Source organism: Pseudomonas cannabina (genome assembly GCF_900100365.1).
Classification (GTDB): Bacteria; Pseudomonadota; Gammaproteobacteria; order Pseudomonadales; family Pseudomonadaceae; genus Aquipseudomonas; species Aquipseudomonas cannabina.
In genome coordinates this window covers 3,746,487-3,763,167 of sequence record NZ_FNKU01000001.1, presented here as the reverse complement: position 1 = coordinate 3,763,167, position 16,681 = coordinate 3,746,487, and the positions used below count along the sequence as shown (strand labels likewise).

Annotated in this window: 15 protein-coding genes and 2 pseudogenes; 11 read left to right on the top strand and 6 right to left on the bottom strand. The window is 57.7% G+C overall.

Annotated features, from left to right (window positions below; translation table 11 throughout):
* Positions 1–129: 129 nt before the first annotated feature.
* Positions 130–672, bottom strand: a complete 543-nt coding sequence (locus tag BLT55_RS34545; RefSeq protein ID WP_310886924.1) for a hypothetical protein — start codon at positions 670–672, stop codon at positions 130–132.
* 168 nt (positions 673–840) lie between these two features.
* Here BLT55_RS34545 and BLT55_RS34540 point away from each other — a divergent pair, with 168 nt between their 5' ends.
* Positions 841–1,332 (top strand): DUF6515 family protein, encoded by a 492-nt coding sequence (locus BLT55_RS34540; protein WP_310886925.1) that lies wholly within the window; start codon positions 841–843, stop codon positions 1,330–1,332.
* 6 nt (positions 1,333–1,338) lie between these two features.
* On the opposite strand, the gene BLT55_RS17685 is transcribed toward BLT55_RS34540, so the two are convergent.
* Positions 1,339–2,232 carry a cation diffusion facilitator family transporter gene (locus tag BLT55_RS17685; RefSeq protein ID WP_007251050.1) on the bottom strand — a complete coding sequence of 298 codons (894 nt, stop codon included), beginning with the start codon at positions 2,230–2,232 and terminating at the stop codon, positions 1,339–1,341.
* A gap of 25 nt (positions 2,233–2,257) precedes the next feature.
* Positions 2,258–2,677: a hypothetical protein gene (locus BLT55_RS17680; protein ID WP_007251049.1), complete on the bottom strand. Its 420-nt coding sequence runs from the start codon at positions 2,675–2,677 to the stop codon at positions 2,258–2,260.
* A gap of 319 nt (positions 2,678–2,996) precedes the next feature.
* On the opposite strand from BLT55_RS17680, the gene BLT55_RS17675 reads away from it, so the two are divergent.
* Entirely contained in the window at positions 2,997–3,923 is a 927-nt protein-coding gene (locus tag BLT55_RS17675) for a Gfo/Idh/MocA family protein (RefSeq protein ID WP_054999660.1), read from the top strand.
* Between the two features lie 74 nt (positions 3,924–3,997).
* Positions 3,998–4,966 carry an alpha/beta hydrolase gene (locus tag BLT55_RS17670; protein ID WP_054999661.1) on the top strand — a complete coding sequence of 323 codons (969 nt, stop codon included), beginning with the start codon at positions 3,998–4,000 and terminating at the stop codon, positions 4,964–4,966.
* 9 nt (positions 4,967–4,975) lie between these two features.
* On the opposite strand, the gene BLT55_RS17665 is transcribed toward BLT55_RS17670, so the two are convergent.
* Together BLT55_RS17665 and BLT55_RS17660 are read right to left on the bottom strand one after the other, a co-directional pair.
* On the bottom strand, positions 4,976–5,515 hold the full coding sequence (locus BLT55_RS17665) for a DsbA family protein (protein ID WP_054999662.1): 540 nt from the start codon (positions 5,513–5,515) through the stop codon (positions 4,976–4,978).
* Positions 5,516–5,586: 71 nt separating this feature from the next.
* Positions 5,587–6,288: pseudogene (locus BLT55_RS17660) on the bottom strand (tRNA (adenine(22)-N(1))-methyltransferase).
* Between the two features lie 53 nt (positions 6,289–6,341).
* On the opposite strand from BLT55_RS17660, the gene BLT55_RS17655 reads away from it, so the two are divergent.
* From BLT55_RS17655 to hrpB, 4 genes and pseudogenes are all read left to right on the top strand, one after another.
* Positions 6,342–7,319: an IS5 family transposase gene (locus BLT55_RS17655; RefSeq protein ID WP_007247761.1), complete on the top strand. Its 978-nt coding sequence runs from the start codon at positions 6,342–6,344 to the stop codon at positions 7,317–7,319.
* Between the two features lie 207 nt (positions 7,320–7,526).
* Positions 7,527–8,630, top strand: coding sequence for an IS5-like element ISPsy19 family transposase (locus BLT55_RS17650; protein ID WP_004663854.1), 1,104 nt, complete (start codon positions 7,527–7,529; stop codon positions 8,628–8,630).
* 120 nt (positions 8,631–8,750) lie between these two features.
* A pseudogene (locus tag BLT55_RS34535) lies at positions 8,751–9,068 on the top strand (pyridoxal-phosphate dependent enzyme); the annotation flags it as partial.
* A 166-nt stretch (positions 9,069–9,234) separates the two neighbouring features.
* Positions 9,235–11,769 carry an ATP-dependent helicase HrpB gene (gene hrpB, locus BLT55_RS17640; protein WP_054999821.1) on the top strand — a complete coding sequence of 845 codons (2,535 nt, stop codon included), beginning with the start codon at positions 9,235–9,237 and terminating at the stop codon, positions 11,767–11,769.
* 150 nt (positions 11,770–11,919) lie between these two features.
* Here hrpB and BLT55_RS17635 read toward each other — a convergent pair whose 3' ends face one another.
* The gene (locus tag BLT55_RS17635; RefSeq protein ID WP_074800714.1) at positions 11,920–12,477 is read right to left on the bottom strand and encodes a helix-turn-helix domain-containing protein; all 558 of its coding nucleotides are present in this window, start codon (positions 12,475–12,477) and stop codon (positions 11,920–11,922) included.
* Between the two features lie 298 nt (positions 12,478–12,775).
* Between BLT55_RS17635 and BLT55_RS17630 the strand changes: the two genes are divergently transcribed.
* Genes BLT55_RS17630 through BLT55_RS17615 form a run of 4 tightly spaced genes read left to right on the top strand, consistent with a single transcriptional unit; the run spans position 12,776 to position 16,678 of the window.
* Positions 12,776–13,486, top strand: coding sequence for an iron-containing redox enzyme family protein (locus BLT55_RS17630; protein ID WP_054085993.1), 711 nt, complete (start codon positions 12,776–12,778; stop codon positions 13,484–13,486).
* 32 nt (positions 13,487–13,518) lie between these two features.
* Positions 13,519–14,646 (top strand): pyridoxal phosphate-dependent aminotransferase, encoded by a 1,128-nt coding sequence (locus BLT55_RS17625; protein ID WP_054999822.1) that lies wholly within the window; start codon positions 13,519–13,521, stop codon positions 14,644–14,646.
* 11 nt (positions 14,647–14,657) lie between these two features.
* Positions 14,658–15,812, top strand: coding sequence for an NAD(P)/FAD-dependent oxidoreductase (locus tag BLT55_RS17620; protein WP_169790197.1), 1,155 nt, complete (start codon positions 14,658–14,660; stop codon positions 15,810–15,812).
* Positions 15,803–16,678 carry a TauD/TfdA dioxygenase family protein gene (locus tag BLT55_RS17615; RefSeq protein WP_054999824.1) on the top strand — a complete coding sequence of 292 codons (876 nt, stop codon included), beginning with the start codon at positions 15,803–15,805 and terminating at the stop codon, positions 16,676–16,678. The genes BLT55_RS17620 and BLT55_RS17615 overlap by 10 nt, the downstream gene beginning before the upstream one ends.
* Positions 16,679–16,681 lie beyond the last annotated feature (3 nt).

Here is a 16,681-nt window from a genome sequence, read left to right as displayed (position 1 = left end):
CTTTCGATACGGAGCATTTTCTTTGAGCGCTGCGCAGATTGCTAGGTTTTCACACAGTCTGTTCTGGTCCCCTTTTCTTTGTCTGCTGAACAAGTGGTCTGCTGATAAAGTGCGAGAACGGCGCTACGCTTACGCAGTCTTAATGACATCGACCCGCGTCCTAGTGAGGAAAGCATGAAATCTGGCATCTGGCAGTTTGCGGGTGTAAGTCTGCTGAGTTTGAGCATCAGTGCTCAGGCGCTGGCCGACGAGCGTGATGATTCTCGGCAGAACCCGCCCAACGGCGGTCCAGCCGGGAACGTGCAACAGCGTCAGCAACAAGAGCTTCGGCAAGAGCAGAACAACCAGCAGCGTCAGATTCAGCAACAACAGAATCAGCAGCGCCAGGTCGAGCGTCAGCAGCAACAGCAGATCAACCAGCAGCAGAACAATCAGCAACGCCAGATTCAGGAACAGCAGAACCAGCAGCGTCAGGTCGAACGCCAGCAACAGCAGCAGATCCAGCAGCAACAACGCCAGCAGCGCAATGTCGAGCGTCAGCAACAACAGCAGATCGAGCAGCAGCAAAGTGACCAGCAGCGTCAGATTCAGCAGCAAAATCAGCAGCGTCAGCAGTTGCAACAAAATCAGGACAACCTGCCGATCCAGGGTGGACCGAGAGAGGCCCGGCAAACCCAGCCGCCGCGTCAGGGCTACTATCAGGACATCCCGCGTGGCAACAACCGCAACTGGCAGGCTGGCAACGGTCGCCCCAACGATCGTTGGGAAGGTCGTCCGGACGGGCATGGCAATGGCTGGGGACCGGGCCCGCAGTACCGACCGGGCTATGCGATAGATCGTGTGCCGGGCGGATATTCGCGCATTCCTTATCGCGGTCAGGATTATTTCTATTCGCAAGGCTATTGGTATCGCCCGGAGGGCCCGCGCTATGTGGTGGTGAACCCGCCTTATGGCGTTCGGGTGAGCAGGCTGCCGTCGTATTCTCAGGAAGTGTGGATCGGCAGCAGCCTGCTGTTTCTGGCGGCGGGTACTTATTACGCTTATCAGCCTGAAACTCAGGAATATGTGGTGGTCAATCCGCCGCAGAACGAAACGGTTTATCAGTCCGCGCCTCAGCAGCAGGGCAATGGCTACGACCCGGTTGCCTATCCTGCCAACGGCCAGAGCCCGCAGCAGGTCGAACTGGATCGTTACCAGTGCTATCGCTGGGCCGCCGATGAGAGTGGCTTTGATCCGGCCAATTTCTCAGGCCAACCGCCGCCTGAGGTGGTGGACGAGTATCGCCGGTCGATGAGCGCCTGTCTGGCCGGGCGTGGTTACAGCGTCAACTGAGGTCGGTCAGGCGTCGGTTTTCATGACGACTTCCTGAGGGTCGGCGTGCACCAGCACCTCGGCCTTCGGGAACTGCTCATGAATGGCGTCGGCCACCCTGTCGCAGAGCGCGTGGGCCACTGACAGGGTGAGCGTTCCCGGCAGTTCCAGGTGCATCTGCACAAACCAGCGATTACCGGAAATCCGCGTGCGCAGATCATGGGCGCCGAGTACGCCCGGCACACTGCACGCCAGCTCCAGCATGCGCGCGCTGACGTCGGTCGGCAGCTCTTCATCCATCAACACTGACACCGTTTCACGGGCAATCTGCAAGGCGCTCCACAGAATGTAAACCGCGATGCCCAGCCCGAAATAAGCGTCCAGTTGTTGCCAACCAAAATACGCCAACGTCAGGGCCACCAGAATGCTGGCATTGAGCAGCAGGTCAGAGCGGTAGTGCAGCGAGTCAGCACGAATCGCCGCCGACCCCGTCGCCTTAATCACCCGGTATTGCAGGGTAAGCAGCGCAAGCGTCAGACCGATAGACACGACCATCACCACCATGCCCAGCAGTGGCGCGCCGAGTGGCTCCGGGTTCTGGATGCGCTCGACGGCCTGAACGGCAATCAGCACGCCACTGACGGTGATGAACAGTGCTTGCGCCATGCCCGACAGGGCTTCCGCCTTGCCGTGACCATAGCGATGATCATCGTCGGCCGGCCGCAACGCGTAATGCACCGCTAACAGATTGAGAAAAGAAGCCGCGCCATCGAGCAGCGAGTCGGTCAGTCCCGCCAACAGGCTCACCGAACCGCTCAGCCACCAGGCTACGCCCTTGGCCAGAATCAGCGTCACGGCAACCGACAGCGAGGCCCGCGTCGCCAGACGCAACAGTCGGGAATGTTCGGCAGTGGTGCTCATGACGCTTCCTTGAGTCGTAGGGTGATCAGGCCGCAGGAACCAGGCCCAGCGCAGCCAGCTGTTCGACGCTGCCTTTGTGCTGGATCAGGCGCGGGTCATTCAGCGGCAAGGATCGGCCCAGCTCGGTTTCAATGATGGCTTGCAGCTTGATGTTGTCGACGCTGCCGTCCGCCTTGATCGCTGGTTGCAGCTTCTGCGGATCGATCTGCGCATGCTCGCCCGGCCCGTAATAGATCGCCCCGGTGGCAAAATCCACCGCGAACGCGATCACGCCCGGCACGATGTAGAACAGCAACGCAAACGCATCCAGCGCCGCAATGGCCGGATCAACCTTGCCATCGATCTGACCACGACGGTCCGGATAGAAAATACTGCCGCAGGCAGAAAGCTGAGTCAGCAACGTGGCGACCAGAACGCCACCGATCAAGCGAGAAGGAATGCGCATGGAAAGCTCCTGAGATGAAGAGGGCAACTATACAAGGCAATGGCTGCCAGGCTAAGACTATTGAGTGATGGGGTGGTTCTGCGTGAATTGATCATCGTGCCTGTTGTACATAAAATCACCGGACTCTCTTGCCAATGCATTGGCAATGCATCCCGTGACGCTCCGCGTCACAGATCTGAAGCTGTGCACGGTATCAGGCTTAACCAAGATTCCGTTTTAAATGCTGTCTGCACATCGTCCGGCTGATGCCTCTTACCGACCACGATTAACATCTGGTTTACTGTGCCCCACGATAATTACAAAAACGCAGGAGTCATGTATGCAACCGATTCGTCTCGGTCTGGTGGGTTACGGCAAGATTGCTCAGGATCAGCACGTGCCTGCCATCCGCGCTAACCCCGCTTTTCAGCTGGTGGCCGTCGCAACACAAGGGCAACCCTGCGCCGGGGTAGAGAATTTCAAGTCTTTGGGTGAGTTGCTCGAAAGCGGGTTGCATGTCGATGCGATTGCGTTCTGCACGCCGCCGCAAGGCCGATTCGCTTTGGTGCAACAGGCGCTGGCTGCTGGCAAGCATGTGCTGGTGGAAAAGCCGCCGTGCGCCACGCTGGGCGAAGCGATGGCACTGGTCGATCAGGTAGCGGAGCAGGGCGTCAGCGGTCTGTTCGCCTGGCACTCGCGTTACGCGCCCGGTATTGCAGTTGCCCGCGAATGGCTCGCCACGCGTACCCTGCAAAGCGTACAGATCGACTGGAAAGAAGACGTGCGCAAATGGCATCCGGGTCAGGCATGGATCTGGCAGCCTGGCGGCCTCGGCGTATTCGATCCGGGTATCAACGCCTTGTCGATCGCGACCCATCTGTTGCCATTGCCGATGTTCGTGGAATCTGCCGAACTGCGCGTACCCGGCAACTGCCAGTCGCCTATCGCCGCATCGATCAAGATGTCTGACGCACGCCACCTCGATATCCGCGCGGAGTTCGATTTCGACCACGGTCATGACGAACTCTGGAGCATCGAAATTCGCTGCGCCGAAGGTACGTTGCGTCTGGACAACGGCGGTGCGCTGTTGAGCATCGAGGGTGTGCGCCAGACGGTTTCGGAGGAAGGCGAGTACGCGGCGGTGTATCGACACTTTCACCAGTTGATTGCCACCAAAACCAGCGATCTTGATCTGCAGCCGTTACGCCTGGTTGCGGACAGTTTTTTTGTCGGCAGTCGTGCGGCGGTTGAACCGTTCTACGATTAGCGACCTCTCAGGTATAAGCGGGGGCACGTGCTGCACATGCTCGCGCACATCCGAGCCTGACGAGAGAGCAGAAATTGGACACTAAAAAGCTTTGGCCTTCCAGCGAGGAGGAGTTGGCGCAAGTGCGACGGTTCAACAAGACCCTCGCGCGCCTGCCACGTTTTCGTATCCGCAATCGCGTCGCACCGCTGGTGATTCAGGCGCTGTTGCGAGTGGGGCAGGTGGGAGGAGCGTTCAAGCTCGGCAAGCAAGGGCTTCGGGCTGAAAAAAGAATTATCAGCGCCAACAGGGTGCCGGTGCCCGTGCGCATCATCAGGCCGAAAGGCAAACCCAAAGGCGTCGTATTCGACATCCATGGCGGCGGCTGGGTGATCGGCAACGCGCAGATGAATGACGATCTGAACATCGGCATGCTCAATCAGTGCGACGTGGCAATCGTGTCCGTGGATTACCGGCTTGCCGTGTCGACCCCGGTCGAAGGCCTGATGGACGACTGTTTCTCTGCCGCGTGCTGGCTACTGAACGACTGCGAAGAGTTTGCCGGGCTGCCTGTCATCGTCGTCGGCGAATCGGCGGGTGGGCATCTTGCCGCCGCGACTCTGCTGAAGTTGAAAGCCAGACCTGAACTGCTTGAACGTGTGGTGGGTACGGTCCTGTATTACGGCGTTTACGACCTGACAGGTACGCCGAGCGTCCGCACTGCGGGCCCGGACACACTGGTGCTGGACGGCCCCGGCATGGTCAGCGCAATGCGCTTGCTGACACCTGACATCAGTGACGAAAAACGCCGCGAAGCGCCACTTTCACCGCTGTATGGCGATTTGACCGACCTGCCGCCAGCGCTGATGTTTGTCGGGGAGATCGATCCTCTTCTGGACGACACACTGCAAATGGCCAAGCGTTGGGCGAACTCGGCAGACGTGGAAATGCACCTTATGCCGGAGTCTCCGCACGGTTTCATACACTTCCCGACAGCATTGGCGCGCAAGGCACTGGCGCGCAGTCATGAGTGGATCAATGAGCGGATCACTGCGGCAGTGTGAGCCTGCGCTTCAGCCAATCTCCGACACCCACTTGGACACCGGATCGCCACTGCTCAACGCGGGCTGCACCAGACCATCGATCATAAAGGTCGGTGAAACGTGAATACCGTTCTGTCGCGCGTATTTGGCGTGCCATTTCACTGCGTGCTCAAGGTCGGGGTTGGTGAACGCCTCAGCCAGCGCCAGGCCGCTGTAGTGCTCGATGCGCGCAATGATGTCATTGGGTGTGGCGTCGAGATTCGGTCCGCCCGCGTGGTGTTCGAACTCGAACTCCTCGCGGTGTGACGCAACCGCCGTCATGACCGCCTTGGCGCTTTCCTTGCCGCTTTCCAGCGTTGCTGCCGCCAGAATGCAGCGCACGATGACGCCTGAAAACATATGCCAGGGCTGCGATTGCAGGCGGATTTTGACCGTGACCTTGTCTTCGCCGGCTTGCGCCAGCAAGTCATCGAGCTTGAAGAACGCCTTCACTGAAAAAGGGCAGGTGGGTTCGAGAAACACTTCGAACAGACGAGGCCCGTGGCCCCAGGAAAGTGTGTCTGAATGCATGGTCGTGTTGCTCCCGTCGGTTGATCATGCCGTTTTGAGAGCGGGTCGGGGCATGAGTTCGATTGGCATGCTCAACCCAGCAACTCGGTAATCCATTGCACCTTCTGCGCGATGCTCAGCAGTTTTTCTTCCGGTACAGTTTTCTGCGCTCGGGCTAAGCCGCTCAGGGTCTTCTGCTTCTTGCCCAGCAAGCGCTGCCACTTGAGCAGGAACGCCGGGCTGCGAGCCTGCATCTGCAGCGGGCCGAAGTACAGCTCTTGAGCAGTTTACGTCACAGGCCCCTCAGGTTCTGCGATGATGATCTCGTAGTCAAAACGGTTTTCCCGCAGCACTTCCTCGCAGACGATGCGGTAGCCATTTTCCATCAGCCACACACGCAACGGTTGTTCGCCGCCGTTGGGTTGCAGGATCAGCCGTTCCCTCCCATTCAGCCGTGCTTTGCCGCTGTCGAGAATGTCACGAATCGTCTCACCGCCCATGCCGCAGATGCTCACCGCCGTGATGCCATCGCCCGGTTCGATTGCCGCCAGGCCATTGGCCAGGCGCACAATGATCCGCTGATCAAGGTCGTTTTCACGCACGGTGCGCTCGGCCGCACAGAACGGTGTCAACGCGACTTCGCCCGCCACCGCCGCCGTGATGACGCCACGCTTCATCAGCGCCACTGGCAGATAGCCGTGGTCTGAGCCGATATCGGCCAATCGCGCACCGGTCGGCACATGCGAGGCGACGCGCTCTAGGGAGGCGCTGCAAAAATAGCCAACTGTCCCCACCCTTGGCACACTAAGTTCCTTCAACAGCCTCCCTCTCCGTGAGCGTTACGCGCGTGCAGAAGACCTTCTCCGAACTCGAATATACCGGCAAGAAAAAGCAGACTCGCCGAGATCGCTTCCTGGCTGACCTTGAACAGTTGGTGCCCTGGGCCCTGCTGGAGGCGCAAGTGGCGCCGTTTTATAGCAACACCGCAGGCAAGCGCGGACGCCCTGCGATAGGGGTGTCGCGCATGTTGCGCATGTACGTCGTGCAGCAGTGTTTCGGTTTCTCCGATGAAGGTTGCGAAGATGCCGTCTACGACAGCCAGGCCATCCGCGGTTTTATGGGTATCGACCTGGGTCGCGAGTCTGCACCGGATGCCACCACCTTGCTGCGTTTTCGCCGCTTGCTGGAAGTCCATCAGCTAACCCGGCTGCTGTTTGAAACGATTAACCAGCATCTGGCCAGCCGGGGGCTGCTGCTCAAGGAAGGCACTATCGTCGACGCTACTCTGATCGCCGCGCCGCCCTCGGTCAAGAACCGAGAAGGCAAGCGTGATCCTGAGATGCATCAGGCCAGGAAAGGCAATCAATGGCACTTTGGGATGAAGGCCCACATTGGTGTAGACGCCACGTCGGGGCTGGTGCACAGCGTAGTAGGGACGGCCGCTAACGTGGCGGATGTCACCCAGGTTGGCCAGTTGCTTCACGGTGACGAAACCTATGTTTCGGGTGACGCTGGATACACCGGTGCGGCCAAGCGACCGGAGCATGCTGAACGGGACGTTATCTGGTCGATTGCAGAACGGCCAAGCAGTTACAAGCAGCACGGCGAAGGCAGCGTGCTGTATCGGGTCAAGCGCAAAATTGAATATGCCAAGGCGCAACTGCGTGCCAAGGTCGAGCACCCCTTCCAGGTAATCAAGGTGCGCTTCAATCATCGCAAGGTTCGCTACCGTGGGCTGGAAAAGAATACAGCGCAGTTGTTCAGTTTGTTTGGGTTGGCCAATCTGATGCTGGCCAAGCGGTATTTACAACAGACGGCAGGATAAATCCGTCTGAAAGGCGGGACTGGCCCGCCTTTCAGCAAAATGAGGGCAGAAATCTGCTCGAGAAACGTAAAATAAGGCCGGCAGGTTGAAAAAAACCGGCTTGGAAATGGGGACGGTGCGAACGGGTTAATTGTTCAGCGTCTCCCTAAGAGGGTGTAGACAAAATAAATTAAACTTTCACTCCCTTGTCTGAATAGCCCTCAAGCCATGCCTAAAACCGGACGTCCTCGCTCGATTGCCGCCGAGCACTATCCCGTGCTGGTGAAACTCGCTCATGCACAGCCCTATTCCAGCCAGGCCGAATTGGCGCTCGTATTCTTCGCCGAAACCGGTATCACTGCGCATCCCGACACCTTTGCAAAAGCGTTGAAAATGGCAGGGATTACGCGTGTAAAGCAGCGGGCCAAGGGAAGTTTTCAGTCACCTGAACCTAATAAAGCCTATGGCTACAATGAAACCCATCGCCGCCAACTGCCGGAGCAGCTATATCCGAGTTGCTTGACAGATACCGAGTGGGCACTGGTCGCCGACCTGTTTGAAAGCCAGGGCGGACGAGGAGTGCCACCGCTTCACTCTCGGCGCACGTTGCTGGAAGCCTGTTGCTATGTCGTACGCACGGGGTGCTCATGGCGAATGCTACCCCGCGATTTTCCTCATTGGGACAATGTCTACAAAACGTTCCGCCGGTGGAGCGCTCAAGGCAAGTTCGAGCAAATGCATGATCGCTTGCGAGCTCAATGGCGTGAGCGGGAAGAACGCGCTGACAGCCCGTCAGCAGCGATCCTGGATTCACAGTCGACCCGCAGTTCTCCTCAAGGCGGTGACAGCGGCTACGACGCAGGCAAAAAAGTGAAGGGGCGTAAACGAAGTCTGATTGTCGATACATTGGGCCTGCTGCTGGCTGTCAGTATCAGTGCTGCAAGCGTGCAGGATCGTGACGCGGCGGATGATGCGGTGGCGTACTCGAAGGAAAAATATCCGTCACTGAGCACGCTTTTTGTTGATAGTGCGTACGCAGGAAAATGGGCACAGCGCACCCATCAACTGCACGCTATCGATGTTCAAGTGATCCGTGGCCCGAATAACAGAAGAACAGGGCAATGGCACTCTGAACAAGGCGATCTATTTTCCGTGGAGCCTGTTCAGACTGGATTTGTGGTCATGCCCAAGCGATGGGTAGTGGAGCGAACTCATGCCTGGAATGAGAGAGCTCGGCGACTGATCATGCATCATGATCGCCTTTTTGCGGTAAGCGAGGCATGGGTTTGGTTGGCCGAGGCTCGAATACTCGCGCGCCGACTCACTACATGATTTTGTCTACACCCTCTAAGGAGACGCTGATTTATTCTAAAACCCAGCTGTTGCCCCCAGATAAATCAAGGCCTCCAGAGCGTTGCAGGGACGAAAAATCGAATAAATCAGCGCCTCCCTAAGGAAGGTGTTTTTTTGGATCATCGTCTTGAAGGCGTGGCGGTTGGCGTCTGTCCGCCTTTTCTGGACTGGTCTTTAGTGAGCGCTCGAAGCCATGTAAAACATGCTGAGATGCTATCTGCGCAGCGATGGTTCTATATGCAAAGTGGCACTTTCGTTGGTAATACCTCCGCTGCTTGTCTGTCAGTTGCTCGGAGTCTGGCTAGGCGTCCTGAGTATTCTGATACAACTCTGGTAACCATTGCCTACGACGCGGGGCTTTGGTATCCAGATTTGCAAAAAAACTGTGAGGCTGACCGCTGTTTTATTGCACCGTAGCTGACGCTGAATGAGTCAGATTGAACTACAGTGCGTTGGCTTGTGTAGGCGGGACGGTTAACAGGAATCTGTCATTCGCCCGCTTTTTTTACTCCCCCGCCAGCGGGTTACTCACTCCCCCAGAATCCCCACTCGGTATACTCCCCGCGTCTCTCCGGGAGCCCCCATGATTTCGTTACCCATCGATGCCGTCCTGCCAGCCCTGCGCCAGGCCCTGACCACACGCCATGAAGCCGTGCTCGAAGCCCCTCCCGGCGCGGGCAAGACCACGCGTGTGCCGCTCGCGCTGCTTGAGGAAACCTGGCTGGCCGGGCAGACCATTCTGATGCTGGAGCCGCGCCGTCTTGCCGCGCGTGCGGCGGCGGAACGGTTGGCCAGTGAGCTGGGGGAGAAGGTGGGCGAAACCGTGGGGTATCGCATTCGTCTGGAAAGCCGAGTCGGCCCGAAGACGCGTATTGAAGTGGTCACCGAGGGGATTCTTACGCGTCGCTTGCAGGACGACCCGGCTTTGGAAGGCGTCGGGCTGTTGATTTTTGACGAATTTCACGAGCGCAGCCTGGACGCTGATCTGGCGCTGGCCCTGAGCCTCAATGGTCGCGAGTTGTTTCGTGACGACCAGCCGCTGAAGATTCTGCTGATGTCGGCAACGCTGGAAGGCGAGCGACTGGCAGCGTTGCTGGACGATGCGCCGGTGGTACGCAGCGACGGGCGGATGTTTCCCGTGACGATGCAGTGGGGACGTCCTTTTCAGCCCGGTGAGTTTGTCGAACCGCGCGTCGTGCAGACGGTGCTGGATGCGCTGGGCAGCGAGTCCGGCAGCCTGCTGGTTTTTCTGCCGGGGCAGGCCGAGATTCGTCGGGTCAACCAGCAACTGGCGGAAGCGTTGGGCGAGCGCGCCGATATTCTGCTCTGCCCGTTGCATGGCGAACTGGATCTCAGTGCGCAGCGTGCGGCCATCGAACCGGCGCCCAAGGGCACGCGCAAGGTGGTGCTGGCGACCAATATCGCGGAAACCAGCCTGACCATCGACGGTGTGCGTGTGGTGATTGATGCCGGGCTGGCGCGAGTGCCGCGTTTCGATCCGGGCAGTGGCATGACGCGCCTCGACACGCAGCGCATTTCCCGCGCCAGCGCCACCCAGCGGGCCGGGCGGGCAGGGCGACTGGAGCCGGGTGTGTGTTACCGGCTGTGGTCCGAGGCGCAACACGATCAACTGGCCGCCTACGGGGCGGCTGAAATTCTGCAGGCTGACCTCGCCGGGCTCGCCCTGCAACTGGCGCGCTGGGGGGTTACGCCTGCGCAACTGGTGTGGCTCGACGTGCCGCCCGCAGCAGCTTATGCACAGGCGCAGGACCTGCTGGTGCGGCTTGAGGCGCTGAGCAATCAACCGGGTCAACCGCCAGCGCTGACGCCCCACGGTCAGGCGATGGCCGAGTTGCCTGCCCATCCACGTATCGCTCATTTGCTGTTGCGCGGCCATGCCTTGGGCCTGGGCGAACTGGCCTGTGACGTGGCTGCGCTGTTGGGCGAACGCGACATCCTGCGCGGTGGCGGCGCGGACCTGCACAGCCGCCTGACCTTGCTGGCGGGCACCGAGCGTGCTGCGCGTGGCGCACAGGGCGGCGTGCAGCGAGCTAAACAGCTGGCACGGCAATATCGCGGATACCTGCGCGGCACTGCGAAAAGCCCGGTCAGCGATCCTGATCATTCACGCTGGCTGGGCGCTCTGCTGGCGCTGGCCTACCCGGATCGCGTGGCACAACAACGTCGCCCCGGCGGTGCTGAATATCGCTTGGCCAATGGTCGTGCGGCACTGTTTGCCGAGGCCGACGCACTGATGAAACAGCCGTGGCTGGTCATCGCAGATTTGGGCAGTCGTCAGGGCCAGCGCGAAGAACGCATCTACCTTGCCGCCGAGTTCGATCCGGCGCTGTTCGAGTCCGTACTGGCCGAGCAGGTCATCACCGTTGACCAGATAGACTGGGACGAACGCGAAGGCGTGTTCCGCGCCGAGCGACAGCGCAAAGCGGGCGAGCTGATTATCAGCCGCGAACCACTCACCGGCCTCGACGACGCAGCCCGCAGCCAGGCGCTGCTCGCACTGGTGCGTCGCAAAGGCCTGGAACTGCTGCCATGGACCCCGGAACTGCGTCAGTGGCAGGCGCGTATCGCGCTGCTGCGCAACCTGGACATCGACAAAAACGGCCCGAGCGAATGGCCCGATCTGAGCGACCCGCAACTGCTGGCGACACTCGAAAACTGGCTGATGCCCTACCTCGGCAAAGTCACCCGGCTCAGCCATTTCAGCCAGCTCGACCTGTCATCCATCCTGCGCAACTTGCTGCCATGGCCCATGCCGCAACAACTGGAAGCACAGGCCCCGCAGACCTTGCAAGTGCCCTCCGGCTCGAATATCCGCATCGACTACAGCGAACACCCGCCGATTTTGTCGGTGCGGCTGCAAGAGCTGTTTGGATTGTCCGATACGCCACGCATTGCCAATGGGCGGCAAGTGCTGAAGCTGCATCTGCTGTCCCCGGCGCGTCGTCCGGTGCAGGTTACACAGGACCTGGCTAACTTTTGGCGGTCTACTTACACTGAGGTAAAGAAGGATTTGAAGGGGCGCTATCCGAAGCATTACTGGCCGGATGATCCGTTGGTGGCGGAAGCGACGGCGCGGGTTAAGCCGAGGGGGACGTAACAGTGTGTCAGGGTGAGCGCTCTATATCGCACAGACCGCTTCAACCTCGACCACACAACGAGTCATCCTCGCCGGGATCCGGACATTGATGCGGCTGTCACTGGCGAGGTGGCTCAGCCACCTGATGCGATAACCGATCCGCCTCCTCACTCACCGATAAACCAGCGCCACCACATACTCACACGTCTCGTCAGTCTCATTACTGAACGTGCACTTCTCCTCGGGCGAGCCCAGTTGCAGGCAATCGCCCTTTTCAAGCAGGTACGTGATCTGTCCCTTGGTAAACGTCAACTGCCCTTGAGTGACCCATACCTGCTGGTGGAGGAACGCGTAGGCGGTTGCCGGGTAGCTGATGCTGACGCCAGGCGGGATTTTCACGTTGACCAGTTCGAGCGGCCATCCTTCAGGGGGTGAAACCTTCTGGCGGCTATAGCCGGTTTCGGGGTCGACCCAGATGGGTTGCTCACTTGCCTTTGACAGCAGTCCGGAGCGGCCTTCTGCTCGGTGAAGCAGTGTGGAGAGAGGCAACCCGAACGCTCCGGAGAGCTTGCCCAGAATGCTGGAGGTCGGGCTTGTCTGGGCATTTTCGATCTTGCTGATCATCGCCTTGGAAACGCCTGAATTCTCGCTCAGGGTCCCGATTGACCAGCCTCGCGCAGCGCGCTCCGTCCTGATGACGCACGCGATATCTACAAAATTCTTGTTCACTATAAGAAATCCCAGTTAATTCAAAGGCTTTTGAAGGTATTCCCCTCGTGCGTCCTTTATTTTAAAAGGTTAGCAAGCTTACCTTTTGTGCGAGCTGCTCCGCGCCCTATTATTTTCAAGCTTTTGATTTGAAAAGATAAAAATGAAAAAGAGGATCCAATTTCAGATTTTGTATATCGGTAACTCGTTGACCATTGCAACAATCAATTGGCTCTAAGCATAGCGATGTTTGCTATATGAAACAAGCGGTGACCGTCGTCTCAGCCATTCAGACAACCTTATCCTACTGGAGGTACCTATGCTGGCCCAGAGAAAAGAGTCGGACAGTCTTACCGGTGAAGAAATCATTCTTTCGATGAAGCAAATGATTGATGAGTCAGGGATCAATGAAAATGTCTTCTACAAGACTTTTCGCAAAGCCCCCTTGGCTCAGCCTGTTTTAAAGCGCGTCTTTCAACAGTACTTTTATTACATTCGTACCTTCCCTCAGATTCTGGCGGGCACTTCTCACCGTACTGAGAATGAATTAATCAGAATGAAACTGGCGCGTACCGTCGTTTCCGAGTTGGGCGATGGGGTAGGCGAGCCACATTTTCTGATGTTCCAACGTGTGCTCAAAGGGGTAGGCGTCGAACTCGATGATTGGCAAACCGTCGATTACATTCCCGAGGCTCACAAGCTCGTGGATGGCCTGAAGCGGATTTTCCTCGAAGGGTCGACTGAGCATGCCATCGGTGCCCACTACATCATCGAAGAGTTCGGCTTCCCCATGATCGCCAATCTTTACGAGGGTTTCAGGCTCTACGAGGGCTGGAAGCATGAAGACTTCACGTATTTCTACCTGCACATGCTGGTCGAAACGGATCATGTGGAATGGATCAGCGAAGCGGTGATGGAAGCAGCCAAATACAGTGACAGAGGCGGTGACATTCTTGAGGGCGCTCACGATGTACTCGGGCTGCTGACACAGTTCTGGAAGGGGCTCGATCGCATCGCCACGCATTCATAAGTTCGTTATTCATGTGAAGGAAGCCAGGCACTATGGAACTCTTGGAGTTAGTCGGCCGTGCTGCCTTGTTTAAAGAGGCCAGCAACTACGCCCGTCAGATGCACGCGGTAAACTTGTCCCAAGGGCTTCCTGAACCGCTGTTTGACGATGAAATGAATAGTGTATTGGTCACCCAACTTGTAGAGGGTTGGCAATACGCCGACCCTCGCGGGGAGGGGATGCTTCGTGAACGAATTGCACGGCGCTTTTTACCGGAAGGCGGTACTGATACAGGTGTATTGGTCACGTCGGGATGCACGGAAGCATTATTTCTTGCGCTGATGGCGGCGCGATCAGAGTTTGGCAATAGCATCATCTTTTTCGAGCCGTTTTATCCTTATTATCCGGGGCTCGCCAGTCTCTGCGGAATGGATTTCGTCACCGTACCGCTTGCGTCTGTGTCCTCGGGTGGTGGTCCTGATTGGGGGCAGGTCGAAGCACAACTTCGTGACGGCGTCCGAATCCTGTTGCTCAACACGCCGCACAACCCTACCGGTTGGTGCATGGGCGATGAAGACTGGAAGCAACTGGAGATGTTCTCGGCTACCTATGATTTTCTGGTCATTCTGGACGAGGCCTACAAATATTACAGCTATGAAACGATAGATTCCGGCGACCTTCCCGAAAGAACATTCAAATGGTTGAGTGCGGGGAGCGCATCCAAAATGCTGTCCATGACAGGCGTTCGTATCGGCTGGCTGCTCGGGGATACTCAACTGGTAGAAAGTGCTTATGCATGTCACCTGTATCTCAGCTACTGCCAGCCTCGTCCGCTGCAGGGTGCTGTTGCGCTGTTACTGGACAAGTTGACTCCACAGCGAGTTGATGAACTGCAAAAACTTTATCGAGACAAGCGTGACCGTCTGGCCCGAACGCTGACAGCTGCGGGCTTCCAGATCGGCCTTCCTGCAGGCGGCCATTACATCATGGCCGACTACTCACACATTGCGCCGCAGATGGATGCCCATCGATTCAGCCAGCACATGGCCGAGCACGTGGGGGTCATGCCGCTGGCGGCAAGTCCGTTTTATGTGGAAGGCAGCCATAGCCAAGTCAGATTTTCATTCTCAGCGTCGAGACCCGTTCTGGACGAGGCCTGCAGACGTATGGAGGCAATGTAATGGATCAGTGCATGTTCGATGTCATCGTAATTGGTGGTGGTCCGGCAGGTCTGAGTGAGTCGATAAGACTGCTTGGCAAAGATCTGAAGGTCGCTGTAGTCAGTGATTTCTTCGGCGGTTGCATGGGCATGATGGGGGATTTGCCGTTGCAGTCGTATTGCAATGAGCTGGAAATAGCGGGCGCTCCGCTTCCGCTCAAGAATTTCATGCAGCATCTGTCGATCAGCCCGACCGGCAGAGAATATGCCGATTACATCAAAGGCAACTTTGAAGCGCTGCCCTTCGTCCTTGTTCAGGACCGTGTGCTGAGGTTGAAGAAAAATGCCGATGTATTCGAGATGGTGCTGGGCGACACCCCAAACAAACGTATTCTCAGGGCCTCTCGGGTCATTCTGGCCACCGGCATAAGGCCAAAGTCTGTGCCGATCCCATTGGAAGGGAAGCCATGGAAAAGCTGTTTCGACGTTTACAGCGAAGCCAGTTGCGAACAGATAGAAAATTACCGGGACAAAGACGTCTTCATATTCGGGAGCGGTAACAGTGCGTTTCAAATTGCCCTGTTACTGGCGCCCCTGGCTCGCAATATCACCATTCTGGTCAAGTCTTACCTCGGGCTTTATCCGCAGGAGACCGACAATCGTTTTGCCTTGCGCTCGCTTAGTCAGCGCACGCTGGAAATGATTGCCAAGTCCACCCTGAACACGTGTGAAGGCCCGCTCAATAATCATTCGGCCGCCAGCCGGGCGCGTCTCTGGTTGCACGCCTACAGCGAACTCCAGGCAGTGGACAGCTCGTTGAGGCTGATACTGACTGAAGAGCTGAACAGTCATCCGCTGTTGAAAGGCTCCTGTGAAGCGTCGGCCAATGAGGGGCTGTTGAGCCGCCTGAGTGACGCGCCGGGATACGAATTGCGCATTGATTACCTGAGAGACGATTGCAGCCTGGTTTCCGCGACAGGTATTACCGCGCAGTTGCCGGCGACGGACTGGCCGCATCTTTTGGATCAAGGCACCGGCTTCGCCGCACATCAGAACGGCCAAAGTCCTGTCGATGGACTTTACGTGGCAGGTGCTGCGTCAGGGTATGCATCGGTCAATACAATGATTCCCTCCGCTAACGCGAGTATCGGGCAGCCTCGGGCGCAGGAGCGTGTGTCATGGGCGTGAGAGAGTTCGCACCACTGCGCTTGCAGCTAGGTGACGCGCTACACATGTCGGATACAGAGTTGCGTCACGAGGTCGCTCAAAGCAAAGTCGTTGTCATTGCGAATAAGGATGTTGCCGTTGAGCCCTATGTGAGGTTGATCCGTCGCTTGGGAACGCCAGTGCTGCATGTTCTGGAGAAGTTCTGCCTGAGCGATTATCGCGAAGTGCTGGCCATTACCAACGTCTACAAAGACGACCAGCCACTGGGTGTGCATGACGGCGGGGCTTATTGGCATACGGACATGTCGTACAAGAGCGCAAACACGGTGTTCACCTCCATGTTATCGGTGCATGTTCCTGTGTTGGGCGGCCAGACCGAGTTCATGGATTGTGTTGCCGGGTTGCAAGCGGTGCAGCAATGGATGAACAGTCGTGAATGCCCGGAATTCATTCAGGCGCTGGATCTCGATGCGCTGGATGTTTATCACGTCTTCGGCAACCGCGACGTGCTACGTAACACCGATGCCAAATCGCAGTCCTTGAATGACAGTGAGATTCAGCACGTAAACGGCGCAGTTCTGCATCCACTGGTCACGGTACATCCTCTCTCCGGCGCGCATTCCCTGTACGCCACTGCCGGGACTTCAATGCGTATCAAGGGCTTGCCGGATGCTCTTGCCCACCGGGTTCTGGATACATTACTGGACTTTCTGGTGCTTCACGCCCCTCGTTACGAGCACAAATATCAGCCCGGCGATATCGTCATCTGGGACAACCTTTCGACGATGCACCGAGGCCCGGTCATTCCCAAAAGTGTGGGCGGCGATGACGCTCGTCTTCTCTACCGCATGAACGTCGACTTTATCGAGGACAGCCATCATGGTTAAAAC